At 43.3% G+C, this 16,462-nt stretch carries 15 protein-coding genes; 11 read left to right on the plus strand and 4 right to left on the minus strand.

What is annotated here, in order from left to right; all coding sequences use genetic code 11:
- The first annotated feature begins 305 nt into the window (after positions 1-305).
- The 9 genes from EJP82_RS08255 (at position 306) to EJP82_RS08295 (ending at position 8,822) form a co-directional block, all read left to right on the plus strand.
- A complete protein-coding gene (locus EJP82_RS08255) occupies positions 306-1,064 on the plus strand; it encodes a 6-phosphogluconolactonase (RefSeq protein ID WP_127191561.1) in 759 nt (252 codons plus the stop codon).
- Positions 1,061-1,852: a sugar phosphate isomerase/epimerase family protein gene (locus EJP82_RS08260; RefSeq protein ID WP_170220154.1), complete on the plus strand. Its 792-nt coding sequence runs from the start codon at positions 1,061-1,063 to the stop codon at positions 1,850-1,852. Before EJP82_RS08255 ends, EJP82_RS08260 begins: the two co-directional genes overlap by 4 nt.
- 7 nt (positions 1,853-1,859) lie before the next feature.
- Positions 1,860-2,267 (plus strand): VOC family protein, encoded by a 408-nt coding sequence (locus EJP82_RS08265; RefSeq protein ID WP_170220155.1) that lies wholly within the window; start codon positions 1,860-1,862, stop codon positions 2,265-2,267.
- 32 nt (positions 2,268-2,299) lie between these two features.
- A complete protein-coding gene (nagZ, locus tag EJP82_RS08270; RefSeq protein ID WP_127191564.1) occupies positions 2,300-3,889 on the plus strand; it encodes a beta-N-acetylhexosaminidase in 1,590 nt (529 codons plus the stop codon).
- 125 nt (positions 3,890-4,014) lie between these two features.
- Complete coding sequence (locus tag EJP82_RS08275; RefSeq protein ID WP_127191565.1) at positions 4,015-4,983, plus strand: ABC transporter permease; 969 nt, start codon at positions 4,015-4,017, stop codon at positions 4,981-4,983.
- A 70-nt stretch (positions 4,984-5,053) separates the two neighbouring features.
- Entirely contained in the window at positions 5,054-5,878 is an 825-nt protein-coding gene (locus tag EJP82_RS08280; RefSeq protein ID WP_370877732.1) for a carbohydrate ABC transporter permease, read from the plus strand.
- An 81-nt stretch (positions 5,879-5,959) separates the two neighbouring features.
- Positions 5,960-7,582: an extracellular solute-binding protein gene (locus EJP82_RS08285; protein ID WP_127191697.1), complete on the plus strand. Its 1,623-nt coding sequence runs from the start codon at positions 5,960-5,962 to the stop codon at positions 7,580-7,582.
- A 31-nt stretch (positions 7,583-7,613) separates the two neighbouring features.
- The gene (locus tag EJP82_RS08290) at positions 7,614-8,252 is read left to right on the plus strand and encodes a ThuA domain-containing protein (protein WP_127191567.1); all 639 of its coding nucleotides are present in this window, start codon (positions 7,614-7,616) and stop codon (positions 8,250-8,252) included.
- An 87-nt stretch (positions 8,253-8,339) separates the two neighbouring features.
- Positions 8,340-8,822: a GNAT family N-acetyltransferase gene (locus EJP82_RS08295; RefSeq protein ID WP_127191568.1), complete on the plus strand. Its 483-nt coding sequence runs from the start codon at positions 8,340-8,342 to the stop codon at positions 8,820-8,822.
- 62 nt (positions 8,823-8,884) lie between these two features.
- On the opposite strand, the gene EJP82_RS08300 is transcribed toward EJP82_RS08295, so the two are convergent.
- The 3 genes from EJP82_RS08300 to EJP82_RS08310 all read right to left on the minus strand — a co-directional run bounded on the left by EJP82_RS08300 (position 8,885) and on the right by EJP82_RS08310 (position 13,162).
- Complete coding sequence (locus EJP82_RS08300) at positions 8,885-9,280, minus strand: tetratricopeptide repeat protein (RefSeq protein WP_127191569.1); 396 nt, start codon at positions 9,278-9,280, stop codon at positions 8,885-8,887.
- A gap of 129 nt (positions 9,281-9,409) precedes the next feature.
- Positions 9,410-12,403 carry a hybrid sensor histidine kinase/response regulator gene (locus EJP82_RS08305; RefSeq protein WP_246054015.1) on the minus strand — a complete coding sequence of 998 codons (2,994 nt, stop codon included), beginning with the start codon at positions 12,401-12,403 and terminating at the stop codon, positions 9,410-9,412.
- Between the two features lie 225 nt (positions 12,404-12,628).
- Complete coding sequence (locus tag EJP82_RS08310) at positions 12,629-13,162, minus strand: dihydrofolate reductase family protein (RefSeq protein ID WP_127191571.1); 534 nt, start codon at positions 13,160-13,162, stop codon at positions 12,629-12,631.
- Between the two features lie 72 nt (positions 13,163-13,234).
- On the opposite strand from EJP82_RS08310, the gene EJP82_RS08315 reads away from it, so the two are divergent.
- Both EJP82_RS08315 and EJP82_RS08320 read left to right on the plus strand, forming a co-directional pair.
- A complete protein-coding gene (locus tag EJP82_RS08315) occupies positions 13,235-14,152 on the plus strand; it encodes a helix-turn-helix transcriptional regulator (protein WP_127191572.1) in 918 nt (305 codons plus the stop codon).
- A gap of 99 nt (positions 14,153-14,251) precedes the next feature.
- A complete protein-coding gene (locus tag EJP82_RS08320; RefSeq protein ID WP_127191573.1) occupies positions 14,252-15,664 on the plus strand; it encodes an alanine/glycine:cation symporter family protein in 1,413 nt (470 codons plus the stop codon).
- A gap of 87 nt (positions 15,665-15,751) precedes the next feature.
- Here EJP82_RS08320 and EJP82_RS08325 read toward each other — a convergent pair whose 3' ends face one another.
- On the minus strand, positions 15,752-16,390 hold the full coding sequence (locus EJP82_RS08325; protein WP_127191574.1) for a nitroreductase family protein: 639 nt from the start codon (positions 16,388-16,390) through the stop codon (positions 15,752-15,754).
- Between the last annotated feature and the right edge of the window lie 72 nt (positions 16,391-16,462).

Genomic DNA, 16,462 nt, shown 5'->3' on the forward strand with positions numbered 1-16,462 from the left:
ATTATTGCATCCCAAAAGCTGAAAACCTAGGTGTGACGCTGGAATTCAGCATTATAAGTTGATGTATTTCATAAGAGTTTAGTCCGTATTTGATAGGTTAACGGTGAACGAAATGTGAAAATATGTGTATAAAACATTGACAGAGTAAATATTACCTGATATTTTATGTGTAACGTTACACAAACATTTGACGAAAGTCCACTATTCGGAATCGTTCGTCGCCCAGGGTTAAGTTTGGTTGACACGCAAGAATGAGAAGGAAGAATAGTGAGAAAATTTGAGTTTTAGGCTCTGAGGAGGCAACCATGAAAATTACAATCATGCCGGACGAACAGAAATTTGATACTACAGCAGCTTGGAGAATTATAGCACAAATCATGCAGAAGCCAGATTCCGTCATTGGCTTATCTACCGGACAGACAACTGGTGGGATGCATCGAATCGTGTCAGACATTTATAGGGAGTATCCATTTGATGTTTCGAAAGTGACCTTCTTCAACGTTGATGAATTGACGAATTTGGAAAGAGAGTATTCAGGAAGCTGCTATGCGATGATTTACGATCAATTAGTAAGGCATCTGGGTATTTCTGAAGATAACTTCATCATGCCACCAACATTATCGGATGATTTTGAAAGAGAATCGAAGATTTTTGAGGAGAGACTAGCTGGTCGTGGGGGCGTAGATTTACAAATGCTCGGCATCGGAATGAATGGTCACATTGGAATCAACCAACCCGGCACTCCTTTTGAAAGCGAGACTTGGGTATCCCCGATGGATCCTGACTTTGAAGCCCGTGTCCGTAGAGAAACTAACGTGCCGGACAGCTTAGAGTTAGGTGGACTAACACGCGGTATCAAAAATATAATGCACACACGTAAAATCATCCTGGTTGCCAAAGGCGTGCACAAAGCCAAGATCATCGAACAAGCGCTGCTCGGACCTGTGACAACAGACATCCCAGCTTCGATCATTCAATTGCATCCGAACTGTGAAGTGCTTATGGATGCTGAGGCTGCAGCTAGCGTCAAGCACTTGGTATCAAAATGGGATGGCATTTCATGAAACCCCTATCCGTTGCGTTAGGGTTGTATTCTGTTTATCGGGAGCTGCAGGCTGACATCGAACAAACGCTTTTTCGTGTAAAAGAGCTTGGCTACGAAGGCGTTGAGTTTTATGGCAAGTTTGTACACCCCCCCGAAGTGATTCGGACGCTCTTGGAACGAAATGGTCTTGTGAATTGTGGCTGGCATACCGAGTGGGAGTTATTGCAACCGGATACACTCCCCGCGACGGTTCAATATCACAAGCTTGCAGGTACTCGAAATGTGATCATTCCGGCGCTCGGCGGTCCATGGGAAATTGCCCATATCCAAGAGGAGGACTGCCCGGAGGTTTGGATACAGCACGCTAAGAGGATGAACCAAATAAGTAAACGACTGCAACAACATGGAATGAGACTTGGGTATCACACACATGCACATGAATTCGAGATTCGATACGATGACGGAACTACTCCGTGGGATCTGCTGTGTGAGCATCTGAATAATGACGTCATCCTTGAACTAGATACCGGCAATTGCTTGGAAGCAGGTGTCGATCCAGAGGAAGTGCTTGCAGCAATTCCGGGTCGCTCCTTACTCGTACACGGTAAACCTTATTCCCACCGAAGCGGATTGGAGAGCTTTATCGGAGCGGAAGATGACGATAATAACTGGCCTGAAATTGTGAAGCAATGCCAGATTGCTGGTACGGAGTGGCTTATTGTAGAACATGAGTCTGAAAAGGCATATCCCGGTTTTGAAGGTGCAGAACGTTCTCTGCATGGGATCCAATCCTTTCTGGAGGGATAGTAACGAAATGTATACGACAAATAAGCGGTTAGGCATTCACCACGTTTGCTTGAAAACAATTGATCTGGCCCGAACGGTTGCGTTCTATATAGAAGGTTTGGGAGCTAAGTTCTTGGTCGAGTGGGGCACAGATGGCGGGAATGATCATGCTGTGCTAGTTGATTTAGGTGACGGTGATATTATCGAGATCTTTCAATCTAACGATTCGTTCCCTATGGGCATATGGCAGCACGTGGCGATTCGCACGGAGGATATTGAAGCATCACTACTCAAAGCCGAAGCTGCAGGGGCAACTCGCAGGGGGCAACCGATGGACGCTGACATTACGGCCCATTCAGGGGAGATCGTTCGAATGCGCTTTTGCTTTATTGAGGCTCCAGGTGGAGAAATGATCGAATTTATACAAGATCGGTAATGCGCCGGAAATCAAGGAGGAATGGTTCCCAAATGATAAGAGATCAACTGAAAAACATGAGTTTGGAGCAAAAGGTCGGTCAATTGTTTATGTGTGGGTTTGATGATACGAAGCCCAATGATGCAATTCTAAGCCTGATTAATGATTATCATATTGGCGGCGTCAACTATTTCCGCCGCAATGCTAGTTCACCAGAACAAGTAGCCACTCTATCTGCAGATCTTCAACAAGCATCAGGCATTCCGCTACTTATTTCTATCGATCAAGAGGGCGGTATGGTGGCGGGGATAGAAAAGGGTGTTACCCTCATGCCTGGCAATATGGCGATTGGTGCGACAAGAGATATTGAAGCGGCTCACAAAGCGGCTTTCATCGCAGGCAGAGAACTGCGGGCTATGGGTATCAATATGGACTTTGCACCTTGTCTAGACGTTAATAACAATCCAGATAATCCTGTAATCGGTGTTCGTTCTTACGGGGAGAGTCCGAGTCTAGTTGCTACCATGGGCTGTGCTGCAATCAAAGGGTATCAGGAAGCAGGTGTAACTGCCACCACGAAACACTTTCCTGGACATGGGGACACGAACGCTGACTCCCATCATGAATTACCACTAGTAGGTCATGATCGCAAGCGGTTACATGAGGTGGAATTAGTTCCATTCAAGCAGGCTATTGCTTCTGGAGTAGATGCAGTAATGACGGCGCATGTGATCTTTCCCGCTTATGAGGATCAAGATATTCCGGCAACATTGTCCCATAAGATATTGACGGGTCTGCTTCGGACGGAGTTAGGATTCGAGGGGATCATTACAACCGATTGTTTGGAGATGAACGCCATCCAAAAGGGTATAGGTGTTGGTCTTGGGGCTGTTATGGCAATTGAAGCAGGAGCTGATCTGGTATTGATCAGTCACCAAATCTCGCTTCAAACCGAAGGGATTGAGGCGGTTCTTGCCGCTGTCCGCAGCGGAAGGATCAGTGAAGCACGCATTGAGGAATCGGTGGAACGCTTACTGAAACTGAAACAGAAAAATGGGCTATTCGAGCAAAGTGAGCCCGCAAATACATCAATCATCGCTACGGATGAATCGCTGACATTTGCGAGGTCGCTTAGCGAAGCAAGTATTACGCTCGTTAAGAACGAGGGTACATTCCCATTAAAATCTGACGCAAGAACGTATATTGTATGGCCGAATATGCGTCCAGTCTCAGAAACGGCTGAACCCGAAGGCCAGGAAGTAACGCTCGGTAAAATGCTGACAAGCAGGGTGACTGGGCTCAAAGAACAGGTTATTGACGTTAATCCAAGTGAAGATGAGATAGCGAATGTGTTAGCAGAAAGCATGGATTACGAGCAGGTCGTTGTTGCTACGTATAATGCTAGCTTTTCAACGGGTCAGCAGCGACTCGTGCAGGAGCTCGCAGAAAGAGAAGGTATAGCGCTAATCGTCGCTTCCCTGCGAATTCCGTACGATTTAACAACTTTCCCTAAGGTTAAAACCTATCTAGCCTGCTACGAGAACAAACCGCTCACTATTCAGTCATTAGCCAAAGTGCTCATGGGAGACATTCCTGCTAGAGGTAAGCTTCCTGTTACCGTAGGATCTTATGCAGCCGAGTGACCTAAGCCTAAGCCAGCTATCAACAACTTGAAATAGGGTTACCTCATGCATAGCTTGATCCCTTATGCATCACGCTCATTCCACATCAATACTAGAGAAGTTATGAAAAAACTGGAGGATGCCAAATGGATGGAGAATCAGCAGTCCCAGGAGTACAGGCCAATCGCCCTGACTTGAAAGCAAGGGCTAAGAAATTCGGAAGAAAGTTTGTTAGTCAACGGTATTTGCAGATGATGGTACTGCTTGGAGTAGCATGGATGATCATATTTAACTACATTCCATTGTACGGGATCATTATTGCGTTCAAGGAGTTCAATATTATTCATTCGATCGCTGAAGCGCCTTGGGTTGGATTAAAGCACTTCAAAGAATTTCTGACCGATGAAAACCTACTTTATGTACTAAAAAATACGCTGGGTATGAGCTTTTTTAAGTTACTCATTGGCTTTCCGCTACCGATATTGTTCGCACTCTTTCTTAACGAGCTTCGTAATGTGCGTTTCAAGAGATTTGTACAAACCATCTCGTATTTACCCCACTTTCTGTCGTGGGTCATTTTAGGTGGGATCCTGACGACCTGGCTTGCGGATGTCGGAATCATCAACAATATGCTAATGGCTTTGAATTGGATCGACGAACCGATTAGTTTCTTGGCAGAACCATCTTACTTCTGGACCATCGTCATTACCTCGGATATTTGGAAGGAACTCGGATGGTCTGCGATTATTTATCTAGCCGCCATTTCGAGCGTTTCACCTGAGTTATACGAGGCGGCAACCATCGATGGGGCAAGTCGATTCCAACAGATGTTCCGGGTCACGTTACCTATGATTAAAGGGACTGTCTCAATATTGTTCATTCTGGCGATTAGTGGCATTTTGAACTCCAACTTCGATCAGGTATTCATTTTGAGAAACCAACTTAATGAAACCGCGAGTAATGTCATCGACACCTATGTGTATCAAACGGGGATTACCCAAGGGCGTTTTTCCTATTCAACAGCAGTCGGCCTATTTAAATCAATCATTGCCTTTATTCTTTTGCTCTGCGCCAACTTTGTCACGAAGAAGCTAAACGATACTTCATTATTTTAAAAGGATGATTAGAATGCGAGGGAAACGTAATTTAGGAGATTCACTCTTTGATTGGGGCAATGTGTTGTTAATGGTGTTCATCTGCTTCATCACGCTCTATCCGATATGGTATGTGTTGATCAATTCCTTTAACGACGGCGTCGACGCTATGAGGGGCGGCATTTACTGGTACCCCAGAGTGTTCAGTCTAGAAAGTTACGAGGCTGTTTTCAAAAATAAAGGCCTTATGACATCGATGGGTGTAACGGTTGCAAAAACGGTAATTGGTACCGTTGTACATGTATTGTTTACGGCGATGGTTGCTTATGGGGTATCGCGAAAAGACTTGATCGGGAAAAATATCTACATGCTTATAGGAACGGTTACGATGTTTTTTGGTGGAGGGCTAATCCCATCCTACCTACTAATCCGCGACCTTCATTTATTGGATACTTTTTGGGTTTATATCATTCCAGCGATGTTTAGCTTCTTCGATCTTATTATTTTTCTCACGTTCTTCCGCGATATTCCTGAAGGTATGGAAGAAGCGGCGAAAATTGATGGAGCGAATGATCTGAAAATTTTTTATCGCATTGTTCTTCCTGTGTCTATGCCAGTTATGGCGACAATTGCTATGTTCCACGGGGTCTTTCAGTGGAATGACTACTTCACAGCTGTTATCTACACGAACAACCCTGACCTACAGCCGATTCAAACGTTCTTGTATCGGATCGTCGCATTATCTGGATCGAATCAGATTGCATCTGTAGTACCTGGTAACGTTGTCCGGACCGTAACCTCGCAGTCTGTCAAACTAGCGACAATGGTAATTACGACAGTACCTATCGTCATGGTGTATCCATTCTTGCAGAAGTATTTCGTGAAGGGCTTCATGATCGGTTCAATGAAAGGTTAAATTCCCTCGGCTACAGACTTTGTTTCAATACAAAGATGTACATAAATACACATACGAAAAGGGGTTTTGAAGTTGAGCAAAATGCGTAAAGGTCTGATCGTTGGAATGCTTTTCTGCATGGTATTTGTCTCAGTCGCATGTTCGTCAACTAAGTCTTCAGAAAACACAGGTTCTTCTAATTCAGCTGAGCCTGTAGTACTAGACCCTAACGTACCAGGTTGGAAGTCTGACTTGACTCCGATCACGTTTGATTGGTATGTAAACTTCTCATGGTTCACTAATAAGTGGGGGGAAGACTATACTTCTAAGTACATCACTGAAAAAACCGGCGTTAACGTTAATCTGATCGTTCCAGCTGGGAATGAGAACGAGAAGCTCCAAACGATGATCGCATCTGGTGACTTACCCGACTTCCTCACATTGGGTGTAGATGATGGTGCGGTCCAGAAATTGATTGACGGTGGTTTGGTAGAATCATGGAATGAGCTAGCTGACAAATACGATCCGTATTTTTTCAAGGCATCAGATCCAGACAAAGTAAGATGGTTCACACAGGAAGACGGTAATTTCTACGGTTATCCGAACGCCTCTTCTTCATTAAATGATTTCACGAAATATGGTGTGCAATATACATCGAACCAATCGTTCCTTGTCCGTAAAGATATGTATGAAGCACTTGGTAAACCGGACATGAGAACTCCAGAAGGTTTCCTTAATGCTCTACAGGCGGCGAAAGACATGTATCCAGACGTAGATGGGCAACCGCTCATTCCGTTAACCTTTCACGAATTCTCGGACAATGGTAACTACTCGCTTGAAAACTTTTTGCAGAACTTCTTAGCTATTCCGCAAGAAAAAGACGGGAAGTTGTATGACCGCACTACGGATCCTGAGTATATCAAATGGTTAAAAACATTCCGCAAAGCGAACGAAATGGGCTTGCTCTCTAAAGATATCTTTATCGACAAGCGTCCGCAAGTGGATGAGAAAGTTACGCAAGGTCGTTATTTCTCCATGCTATATCAAGTTTCAGACGTTGGACCGCAAAATGCCGAGGTTTATTTGAGTGACCCGAATAAGGTTTATATTCCGATTGACGGGCCGTCGAACTCTAATTTAGATCAGCCAACACTTGCAGGTCCAAGTATTAACGGATGGACATTCACTCTTATCTCTAAGAATGTAAAAGATAAGAAAAGAGCTATTGAATTTATGACCTACATGATTAGTGAAGAGGGTCAAAAGGACATTGCATTAGGTGTAGAAGGTATAACCTATGAGAATGTTAACGGCAAGGATCAATTCATAGAATCATATTTGAAGGATACTAGTGGCAGCACTAAGTATGGAGCACAACAGGCATTTTGGATGCTTATGGATACGAACATGTGGTTAAACTGGGCACCTCCGACTATTGAACCGTACTTAACCTCTCAGGAATGGTCAAAGGGCAAAACTTATAACTTCTCGGAGTTTAATCAGCTTGATCCTGCAGGTACGTCTGAAGAAGGTATCATAGCGACGAATATTAAACAATTGTGGGGCAAGACGTTGACGAAACTATTACTATCTAAGAATGATGCTGATTTTGATGAAACCTTTAATAAATTTATTAAAGAGCGCGATAAATTAGGATTTGATAAAGTAGTGGCATATCAACAAAAGAAATATGAGGAAAATAGAAAAAAACTCGGAATTGAGTAGTAATACTAACTATGAATAAGGTGGATGTTATATGCTGAAAACGGTTTATGTCGTAAGAGATGATTTTTATCATCCTAAAGAAGTCATCGATCCGGAAATTGCCAAGGTCTTTAATTCAAATGAGTGGAATGTCGTCTTAACCAACCGCTTAAGAGATGTACTAGAAACTGAACAACAAGTAGATTTGACGATGTTATTTACTGTGGGTCGTCCGGACGGGGAAGCAGACATTACGCATGAAGAGCAGAATCGCTTCATAGCCAAAGTTAAAGACGGAATGGGTGCCATGTTCGTTCATGCCGGTTTAGTCTTGATCGAGGAAGATAGCCCATTTTACGTCGAACTGAATTCTGGTAGATTTCTAGGACACTCGCATGATCACGTGCCTGTTGAGAACGTTACGATTCGTAACGTCTCTCATCCGGTATTGGAAGGCATTACTGGATTCACTGCTATGGACGAACATTACTATTGTTCGGTCGATGTTTCCCGCACTGATATGTTGATGTTAAGCACGTCTGAAGTAGTGACCGCCGCTTGCGCCTGGGCACACTCGGTGGGAAGTGGTAAAGTGGTAGGTATGACGCCGGGCCATACTACAGAGGCACTTGGTCATCCGCAAATGATTCGCTTGATGCAAAATGCAGCTAACTGGACCACGGGTCTTTAGTCTAAACCGATGTATCCCAAGATGCCTTGTTGCATTCCTTACGCGCATTGGGGATGTACATGTGCAGTCAGAGGAGGAGTTAGAACTATGTCCGATATGCTTGTAAAGCTGTATGAACTAAATGAAGTTGAGTCCATTGAGGATTTCAAACAACGTACTGGGGTGACGATAAGACGTGCAATGCCCCCAGAAAAACATGTTGTGACGGGATGGGTTAGTGAACATTTCGGTCTCCCATGGGTAAGTGAATGTGAAGTCGCATTTTCCCGCCCTGCTGTAAATTGCCTAGTTGCTATTGAAGACAATAAAATGCTGGGATTTGCTTGTTACGACGTTACGGCTAAAGGTTTTTTTGGTCCTACAGGCGTTGATGAGAAGGAACAGGGTAGAGGGATTGGCACCATGTTATGCTTATATGCTCTGCAGTTGATGCGGGCCGAAGGTTATGGATATGCCATTATTGGTGGCGCAGGCCCAACTGAATTTTATGCTAAAACGATTGGGGCTACGATCATCGAAGGCTCAGTACCAGGCATATATAATGGAATGCTAAATAAAGATTGGGATTAACAAGAACGCCCCATCATCATCCGTATTGGATGCACGATGGGGCGTTCTTCATTCGTTCGACTCTAGTTATCGGATTCCTCAGAAGAATCTGCATCAGATTGAGCTTGTGCTGCTTCATTCCGGCTCCATTCCAAGAACGTAGACGTATCTTCATCCTCAGGGTCCATTTCATGTGCAATCTCAAATTCTCTGATAGCATCTTCAAGTTGATCCAAATAATAATAGGCGTACCCCACACGGAAATGCCATAGTGGGTTATTCTTTAACTCTTCGTCAACCTTCAAGAACCACTTCAGCGCTTCTTTGTAACGTCCCAGATTGTTCAGGGCTCTCCCCAAATGAATGGCTAGTTCATCATCAATCAGCGGTGTAGGAATTTCATTAATTCGATCGACTATTTGGTTGTACTCATCCTCTTCATGCCAAGCATTCAGTTCTGCGATAAGTTCATCTCTCATTGCTTATGCCTCCCGATTATAGGTAGAAATAGTGTGAAAAGGGCATTTATCATCCTGAAAATCCCCTACTTAAGAAATACTTTACCACTTCTACGTTATTCCTTCCATTACATTAGTTCAATTGAAAGACTATTGATCCACTGCATTAGTATCCGGAATGACGAATGAGACGGTTGTTCCTTCGCCCGGTTTACTGATGATAGACAGGCCTTGGCCGTACAATTGTGTTAGTCGTCTATTCGTATTGGAAAGGCCAATTCCACTATTTCCCTTCATGGTTGGACTCAATAGTTGATTTACTTTTTCTTGTTCCATACCCTTGCCATTATCTTTTACTTCAATAAGTGTGAAGTTGTCCTGGCGTGTAATCCGAATATGAACCGTTCCGCCTTTGTGTTGACTAAGTATGCCGTGTCTAACAGCATTCTCAATCAGTGGTTGTATCAGAAGTGGAGGGAGATGCAAGTGGATGCCGGGCTCAACCTCCCATTGGATATTTAACCTGTCTTCAAATCGCACTTTTTCAATATACAAGTAGGCTTCGGCAAGCTCCAACTCATGGGAAAGCTTGACCAGTTCTCCTGTATTTATGAAATCAAAACTGATCCTTAAAAACGAAGCAAAGGCATCGCCCAGATCTTGCATTTTTTTCGCATCTATATCACTAAGTGCCATAATTGAATTGAGCGTATTAAATATAAAGTGCGGATGGATTTGTGCCTGCATATAAGCGGCTTCTATGCGTAAACGTTCATTGACCGATTGCTTCAAGGTGATTAGAGCCCTAATTCGGTATCTAAGTTCCAGTGCGTCTACCGGCTTGGTCACATAGTCGTTCGCTCCCGAAGAGAATCCAGTGTAGATGTCAGCCGACTGACTACGTGCCGTCAGTAGCAGAACTGGAAGATCGGCTGCAGAGTAATGCTCCCTTACTTTCTGAGTCAATTCGTAACCTGATATATGCGGCAACATGACATCGGCAATCAGTAGATCCCACTGCCGGGTACCTAGTAGTTCCAATGCCTCAAGGGCAGAATTGGCTGTTGTAATGTTGTAAGGCTCCGTCGACAGGATTCCAACAAGCACATTCAAGTTAATTGGGTCGTCATCAATTGCAAGGATACTCGCCTTCACTTCATTTAAAAGCGGCGGGATAAGTGAAGAGGCTGCCACTTCATCGATTGCGGCATCATGGAAGATGAATCTTGCTTGTTGATCTTCTGTTCCTTCCGTTACAGGATGGGTCAGAAGAGGGTGCTGCGATAGTGGGAGATCCACCATCCCCGCTAACGGCAGGTCAAAACTGAATACGGATCCTTTCCCTATGTCGGACCGTACGGTTAATGCACCGCCGTGTAATTCTATTAGTTGCTTGCAGATGCTTAAGCCAAGCCCGATTCCTCTCCCATCGCTTACCCCATAAGACCCTTGTTCATAAGGGAGAAATATTCGCGTCTGTGTGTCTTTGTTCATGCCAACCCCGGTGTCGGAGACATGGATCAAGGCATATCCGTGCCGCATCTCGGCGGACACTGAGATCGTCCCTTCTTCCGTAAATTTGATGGCGTTATGTAATAAGTTATACAGAACTTGCACAAGTCTTTTCTCATCGGCCATTACCGGCGGCATCGATTCCGCTATATCTATATTTAGTTGAATAGGTTTGCCTTCTATCATAAATCTTAGCATTTCGATGACCCCGGGAACGATGGATTGAATCTTTAGGGGCTCTTGCTTCAGCACGATGCGTTGCTCCTGAAGCCTTGCGACATCGAGAAGATCGCCGAGCATGTAAGACATGCGGCGACTTATGGTGATAAGAAGTTCCATATCTTTTAGGCTTTTCTTGTCCATATTCGCTTGTTCTTTGGTTACAACGGTCTGAGCGATGTTCATTATACCGTGCAGCGGTGTCCGCAATTCGTGTGAAGTATTGGCAAGAAATTGGTCTTTCAGTTTGTTGGATTTTTTTAACTGTTTGTTCAGCAGGGTATTTTCTCTAGTATTACGCAAAAATTTCTTGAACCAGTACGTAGAAAAGCCAATAAGGGCTGCAATGATATCTAATGGATAGTATACGACATTAACCTCTTTATGAGAGATTAATAAGGTCCAAAGAAAGTTAGACATAATACTTGCTGCCGATAATAGTAAGAAGATGATGTCGACGTCGTCTTGCTTCTTGAAGATCGTGATTCCCACTAAACAAATAGACCAAGCAATGGGCAGCAAATAGAAGAAAGTATATATCCCTAATCCAACCGTTACATTGACCAGTGAGGCGGATGAAACCAATATAAATGCTGAATAAGAAATGAGGGCGATGGTATATATTCGCAACCATTTGTTCTTTTTTGGAATAACCGAAGAGAATTTTCTGAAAATAAGTAGAATAAAAAAGGTTTGCCAAAAATGAGCAAGCAGGTTGATTTTTAGCGCCCATGTATAATTGATCGGCAGCCATAGTAAGAGTAGGTTATCATGACCAATTACAATACATACTCCGACCGCCAGCGTTAACAGACTGACAACGAATAGGGATTGTTCCTGGCGATTGAATAAATAGAGGATGCATGCATACAAACCGTGAAGCAGCAAAATAATAAACGCAACAAGTTGAAATCCGATCGAGTACCAACGCACGTAGTCGATTTCTGCTTGAGAGCCAAAACGAATGGAGTTCATGATACCACCGTTATCAGGATTATCGAAGTTAGCTATTCGAATGAGTAATTCAATTTCTTCCACGCCCTGAGCAAAGTAGGAAGCTGTGTAAGAAACACTTTTAGGGGTGTATTCATTGGCGTTCTCGGCTAGTTTTCCAAAAGTGCCTTCGGCCTTCCCATTTATCTCTACCTCAGAAGAGGTTTCTAATCCTCGTAACCAAAATGAGATAGGTTGTTTCAATGGATCAACTAGAATACGTAGTCGATACGTTGCATAACCCAAAGAGGAGCGGGTGCCTTCTGACAGCACACTGCTCCAATCTCCCGGAACTTGAATATAACGGGGTTGACTTTCGATCGAAGGTATATCTCGATAGGAAACGAACTTACCCGGGTAAAGTCCCCATTGGCCATCCAGAGGAATGCTTGAGGATGTATCTAAGTCTATGCCGCGCATGTCGAGTACACCATTCACAGCACGAGGGGACTCAGATGTGGAGAATATCTGGGACCAGGCCCATCGGAGGCCGAGGAGAACGCTAATAAATATTAGAATTATGGTTATATATTTTAGTGTGGTTTTATTCTTTATTCGCATCATCATATAAACGCAATTCGACATAAATGGCGTTTATCCTTTTATGCATTTTATACCTAAATCTACACCGATTGGCTCGATTTATTAATTCTCAATTGATTTGTAAATCAGTGAAGCCATTTGGCCGATCTTCTGTATATGCGTTAAATGAAAAGTGCTAGGCACGGTTCCTTGTGGAAACAGGGGGATACCTTCACCAAGTACCTTAGGAATGATGGTGATTTGAAGTTCGTCTAACAAATTGGCCGCTAAAAAATCACCAACAAGTTGCCCTCCTCCTACAAGCCATACATCGCCTTCTGATGTGAGTTTTAACCTTGGAATAAGTGTGGTAAGGGCTTCATCCGTAAATGTAACGTGCGGTGCAGGGGCTTGTTGCGATCTAGTCAGAACGTAGCATGGTTTGTCAGCATAGGGGAATTCATCAGCGAGTAACAGCACCTCGTCATATGTGAGGCGACCCATTATAACCGTGCCTACTGTTTTATAAAACTCTCCATAGCCACCGTCCCCACCATCAGCTTCGACATCCATCAACCAATCTACTGAACCGTCGAGCCTTGCAATGTAACCATCCAAGCTCATGGCGATATACAGCACCACTTTATTATTTTTCATATTCAATCGCTCCTTTCTATGGTTTATGATACCCTATAACTACGACAAAATATGACGTAATTGGGTGAGAAGATGAATAATCGAAGACTAAGTATGATGAGGTTATTGGATTCGAGGAAAAAATTTACTGCCCGTGAATTGGCGATGCGGTTCAACGTATCGGTTCGTACGATTCAACGTGACCTAGACCATTTGCAACAGATGGGCTTTCCTCTATATGCAGAGGTGGGAGCGAACGGAGGTTACCGTGTGCTACCGAACAGAATTTTGCCACCGCTTCAACTTACAGAGCATGAGGCGTTTGGGCTGTTTATGATGATTGAATACTTGGAGAAAGTACCGGACTTTCCCTATGGCTCGATTCGTGCCCACCTAGCGGAACAATACTTTTCAAGCTTGCCGGTTGATGTACAAGATTCGATCACTCGCATGAGACAACACATTGCCTTTCTTCAACATCACTGCGTGCAACTAGAACCTATGACTACAAAAATACTAAGTGTTGCAGTCGAGAAGAGTAAGGCTGAGTTCATATATACATCCCGCAATGGAACGAAGAAGGTGGAGGCATACCCGCTTGGCATCTATTATGAGCATGGTTATTGGTATATGCCCGCTAAGAACAAGGAACGAATCTTACTGTATCGGGTTGATAGGATACAACAGTTTGATATACTTCATCGCATGGACGATTCTATTCCAACGCTTAAAGATTGGCTAAGCTCAGAAGATAACAGGGCAAGCGTGGAAGTGGTATTGCATTTTACTGACTTTGGAGCGAGGCTCGCAGAATCGGAACCTCTATTCAAGCCTGTTCAACAGAACAAATGGTGCGGGCAGGTTCCTCCGGATGAGTTCCCCTTTATGGCACGAAAATTGCTCTCGTATGGCCCCGAAGTGAAAGTCATAAGCCCGGGGGAGCTGCAAGAATTAATAATGAAGTTGTTGCAGAGCAGTTTAAACCAATATTCCCATAATAAGTTTCTGTAATTTATTAGTTATTGAAATAATTGTTGTTATCTTTGAAAATATTATAGTGGAAAATGTTTTGCAACTGGGTTTCGACAGATAGCAAGAGAGGCGGATTACATGCAACAAGTATTAGATAATTTGATTACTGTAACAAATGAGTTTCTTTGGTCGAAGATTTTGATCGTTCTTCTTATTGTTTGTGGTATTTATTTCACCATCAGATCGAAGTTTGTACAGTTTGGTATGTTGAAGGAAATGTTTGTAGTTCTTAAAGGTTCTAATGAAAGGTCTAAAGATAGCATTTCATCGTTCCAGGCCTTTTGTATAAGTATGGCGGCTAGGGTCGGGACAGGTAATATAACCGGTATCGCGATTGCTATTGCATTAGGTGGTCCAGGGGCGGTCTTCTGGATGTGGATTATTGCGATAATTGGTTCAGCATCCAGCTTTATTGAGAGTACATTAGCACAGGTGTACAAAGTAAAGGATAAGACAGGGTTTCGAGGCGGCCCAGCTTATTATATGGAACAAGGTCTGAACAAGCGTTGGATGGGAGCGATATTTGCTGTACTGATTACGTTATCGTTTGGTCTCGTATTTAACGCTGTACAGTCCAATACGATTACAGTGGCCTTCGAGAATTCATTTGGGACCAATCGGATCGTTCTGGGGCTTATCATAGCTGCTGTATTTGGGGTTATTATCTTCGGCGGGATCAAGCGTATCGCCAGAATGTCTGAATATATCGTAGTCATTATGGCTGTGATTTATATCGGGACTGCTCTAATCATTATGCTACTCAATATTACCAAATTGCCCGAAGTTCTAGCGCTTATTGTGAAGGGCGCATTCGGATTCGAACAAGTTGTGGGTGGATCTTTTGGGGCAGTGATTCTACAAGGTGTGAAACGCGGGTTGTTCTCGAACGAAGCAGGTATGGGTAGTGCACCCAATGCTGCGGCTACTGCAACCACAAGTCATCCTGTTAAACAGGGACTTATGCAAGCACTTGGGGTACTTACAGATACGTTAATTATTTGTTCTAGTACCGCATTTATTATATTGCTGTCCGATGCGTATAAGCAGCCAGGGTTAGACGGTATCAAACTGACGCAAGCTGCATTAAGCGAGCATATTGGTTCATGGGCATCAGGCTCATTAGCCATCATGATTCTCTTGTTTGCATTTAGCACTTTAATTGGGAATTATTATTACGGTGAAACGAACATAGAATTTCTAAACTCAAAAAAATCAGTGTTAACAATCTATAGATATAGTGTTCTGGGTATGATTGTGTTTGGTTCTGTAGCCAAGGTTCAATTGGTATGGAATTTGGTTGATTTATTTATGGGTCTTATGGTGGTCGTTAACTTGATTGCCATCCTTTTACTATCCAAAGTCGCGTTTGCGGCCTTACATGATTACAAGAAGCAGAAACGTGCAGGGAAGGACCCTGTTTTTTATAAAGACAGCATTAAGGGTCTAGATCACGTTGAATGTTGGGATAACCCGTCGGGTGTGGAGAAGTAAATAAATATGGTACTCAACCCGTAAAAATAAAAAACTCGTCCAGTGCATTCTCAGCATAGGACGAGTTTTTTTGTAATCGAGACGATATTATTTCCAGGTCGTAATAGTTTCAACAGGCAAACGGTAAGTTTGGAATCCTTCATTTGCTGCTTTACCGATTGTAATTAGCATAATAGGGATATAACGATCTTTATCCAGGCCATATACTTCTGCTATTTGATCTTTCTCATAACCACCAATGGGATTCGTGTCATAGCCGTGTGCCCGTGCGACAAGCATAAGCTGCATCGATACAAGGCCAGCGTCAAGTATGATGGTTTCTCTCATGTTTTTCTCGGGCATCGCTTCATAGAGAGGTTTGAATGCATTCAGTTGAAACTCTTTGATTTCCTTAGGCATATATCCAAGCTCAACAGCTTTGCCGTAGATTTCTTCGGCATAGTCGATGTTATTCATATCTGCAAAGACAGCGATAACAGCCGATGAACTCAAGACTTTTTCTTTGTTGAATTTAGCAAGATCACCTAACGTTTCTTTTCCTTCTTCACTATCAATGACGACAAAACGCCAAGGCTGCATGTTGATTGAAGACGGTGCCGAAGTGGCCTCGGCCAAAATTTCCGTCATTTCCTCACGGCTAATTTTTACGCTTGGATCATATTCTTTAATGGACCGACGTCCATATACAATCTCGTTGAAATCATTTGTTTTCTGAAAGTTATTCATAATTGTTATTCCCTGCTTTCTGTTGTTTGTATATAGTTGATGCGTCAATAGTTGATATGTCAATTAATATAA

It is taken from the genome of Paenibacillus anaericanus, from assembly GCF_003994475.1.
Classification (GTDB): Bacteria; Bacillota; Bacilli; order Paenibacillales; family Paenibacillaceae; genus Fontibacillus; species Fontibacillus anaericanus.

Excerpts from the sequence above, each read along its gene's own strand:
- EJP82_RS08275 (WP_127191565.1), top strand. The coding sequence starts at position 4,015 with ATGGATGGAGAATCAGCAGTCCCAGGAGTACAGGCCAATCGCCCTGAC.
- EJP82_RS08295 (WP_127191568.1), top strand. The coding sequence starts at position 8,340 with ATGTCCGATATGCTTGTAAAGCTGTATGAACTAAATGAAGTTGAGTCC.
- EJP82_RS08310 (WP_127191571.1), bottom strand. The coding sequence starts at position 13,162 with ATGAAAAATAATAAAGTGGTGCTGTATATCGCCATGAGCTTGGATGGT.
- EJP82_RS08280 (WP_370877732.1), top strand. The coding sequence starts at position 5,054 with ATGGTGTTCATCTGCTTCATCACGCTCTATCCGATATGGTATGTGTTG.
- EJP82_RS08255 (WP_127191561.1), top strand. The coding sequence starts at position 306 with ATGAAAATTACAATCATGCCGGACGAACAGAAATTTGATACTACAGCA.
- nagZ (WP_127191564.1), top strand. The coding sequence starts at position 2,300 with ATGATAAGAGATCAACTGAAAAACATGAGTTTGGAGCAAAAGGTCGGT.
- EJP82_RS08285 (WP_127191697.1), top strand. The coding sequence starts at position 5,960 with ATGCGTAAAGGTCTGATCGTTGGAATGCTTTTCTGCATGGTATTTGTC.
- EJP82_RS08305 (WP_246054015.1), bottom strand. The coding sequence starts at position 12,403 with ATGCGCGGCATAGACTTAGATACATCCTCAAGCATTCCTCTGGATGGC.
- EJP82_RS08300 (WP_127191569.1), bottom strand. The coding sequence starts at position 9,280 with ATGAGAGATGAACTTATCGCAGAACTGAATGCTTGGCATGAAGAGGAT.
- EJP82_RS08290 (WP_127191567.1), top strand. The coding sequence starts at position 7,614 with ATGCTGAAAACGGTTTATGTCGTAAGAGATGATTTTTATCATCCTAAA.
- EJP82_RS08265 (WP_170220155.1), top strand. The coding sequence starts at position 1,860 with ATGTATACGACAAATAAGCGGTTAGGCATTCACCACGTTTGCTTGAAA.
- EJP82_RS08320 (WP_127191573.1), top strand. The coding sequence starts at position 14,252 with ATGCAACAAGTATTAGATAATTTGATTACTGTAACAAATGAGTTTCTT.
- EJP82_RS08315 (WP_127191572.1), top strand. The coding sequence starts at position 13,235 with ATGAATAATCGAAGACTAAGTATGATGAGGTTATTGGATTCGAGGAAA.
- EJP82_RS08260 (WP_170220154.1), top strand. The coding sequence starts at position 1,061 with ATGAAACCCCTATCCGTTGCGTTAGGGTTGTATTCTGTTTATCGGGAG.
- EJP82_RS08325 (WP_127191574.1), bottom strand. The coding sequence starts at position 16,390 with ATGAATAACTTTCAGAAAACAAATGATTTCAACGAGATTGTATATGGA.